This window comes from Paenibacillus sp. 3LSP, from assembly GCF_032465655.1.
In the GTDB taxonomy this organism is placed as follows: Bacteria; Bacillota; Bacilli; order Paenibacillales; family Paenibacillaceae; genus Fontibacillus; species Fontibacillus barengoltzii.
In genome coordinates this window covers 1-1,381 of sequence record NZ_JAWDJI010000005.1, presented here as the reverse complement: position 1 = coordinate 1,381, position 1,381 = coordinate 1, and the positions used below count along the sequence as shown (strand labels likewise).

Here is a 1,381-nt window from a genome sequence, read left to right as displayed (position 1 = left end):
CAACAAGGGGTTATACCCCAAGAGCAAACCACCCGTTGGACGGGTGGTTATGATTGTTAGGCTTGTACAGCCGAAATCTCGGTCCGCAGCTTCACCGGGGCTTCGATCGTGCCGCCGCCGAGGCATTCTTCGCCTTGGTAGAACACGACTGCTTGGCCTGGGGTGATCGCCTTTTGCGGTTCATCAAATGCGACATGCACCGTGCCGTCTGGTTGCTTCGTCAGCGTCACACCTTGATCGGGCTGACGATACCGGAATTTCGCCGTGCACTTGTACGGCCCCTCCGGCATTTTGTCTGCGCCAGCGATCCAGTTAACGCCGGAAGCAATCAGCGACGTCGAGTACAAGCTTGGGTGCTTGTCACCTTGCACAACATACAAAATGTTGCGCTCCAGATCCTTATCAGCCACGAACCAAGGTTCGCCGGTACCGGAGCCGCCGATACCCAAGCCTTGACGTTGACCCAGCGTATAGTACATCAGGCCATCGTGACGGCCCTTAACCTCACCGGTGACGATGTCGATCATATCGCCGGATTGGGCAGGCAAGTAGTTGCTCAGAAACTCTTTGAAATTCCGTTCGCCGATAAAGCAGACGCCGGTGCTGTCCTTCTTCTTCGCAGTATAGAGGCCGGCTTCTTCGGCGATCCGCCGTACCTCCGGCTTCGGCAGGTGGCCGATCGGGAACATCGCTTTGGACAATTGGTCCTGATTCAGGGCGTTGAGGAAATACGTTTGATCCTTATTGCTGTCTACTCCGCGCAGCAACTTGAACGTCCCGTTCTCTTCCACGACCCGGGCATAGTGCCCGGTCGCTACGTAATCTGCGCCGAGGTCCAGCGCTTTGTTCAAAAATTCGCCAAACTTGATCTCCCGGTTACACATCACATCCGGGTTAGGAGTCCGGCCCCGCTTATATTCTTCGAGGAAGTAGGCAAATACTTTATCGTAATATTGCTTCTCGAAGTTCACGGTATAGTAAGGGATATCGATCTGCTCGCAGACGCGGCGAACGTCTTCAGCATCCGCTTCCGCGGTGCAGTAACCGAACTCGTCGGTATCGTCCCAGTTCTTCATAAATATGCCGATGACGTCATAGCCCTGCTGCTTCAGCAGGAGTGCCGTCACCGAGGAATCGACGCCGCCAGACATGCCGACGACGACGCGGGTTTCGCTGTTAGGCTTAGCCATCATGATCACTCCTTTGAGCGGCGAGTCGCTCGTCGTTTATTTTACCACAATTGTCGCTTTATTTCCCAAAACACATATGATATGTTACGATAAGCACAGGGTAAAGATAGGAATAGGGAGGAATCCCCGGATTTGGGCACTAGCCTTGCATCTAAAGTGACATGGTATTCAATTAATTGTTAATCTTGGTT

The 1,381-nt window shown here is 53.3% G+C and carries 1 protein-coding gene; it reads right to left on the bottom strand.

Annotated features, from left to right (window positions below):
• Positions 1–56 precede the first annotated feature (56 nt).
• The gene (mnmA, locus tag RW092_RS00405; RefSeq protein WP_036624271.1) at positions 57–1,190 is read right to left on the bottom strand and encodes a tRNA 2-thiouridine(34) synthase MnmA; all 1,134 of its coding nucleotides are present in this window, start codon (positions 1,188–1,190) and stop codon (positions 57–59) included.
• Positions 1,191–1,381: the final 191 nt, after the last annotated feature.

Coding starts and splice junctions, on each gene's coding strand:
- mnmA (WP_036624271.1), bottom strand. CDS start 1,190: ATGGCTAAGCCTAACAGCGAAACCCGCGTCGTCGTCGGCATGTCTGGC.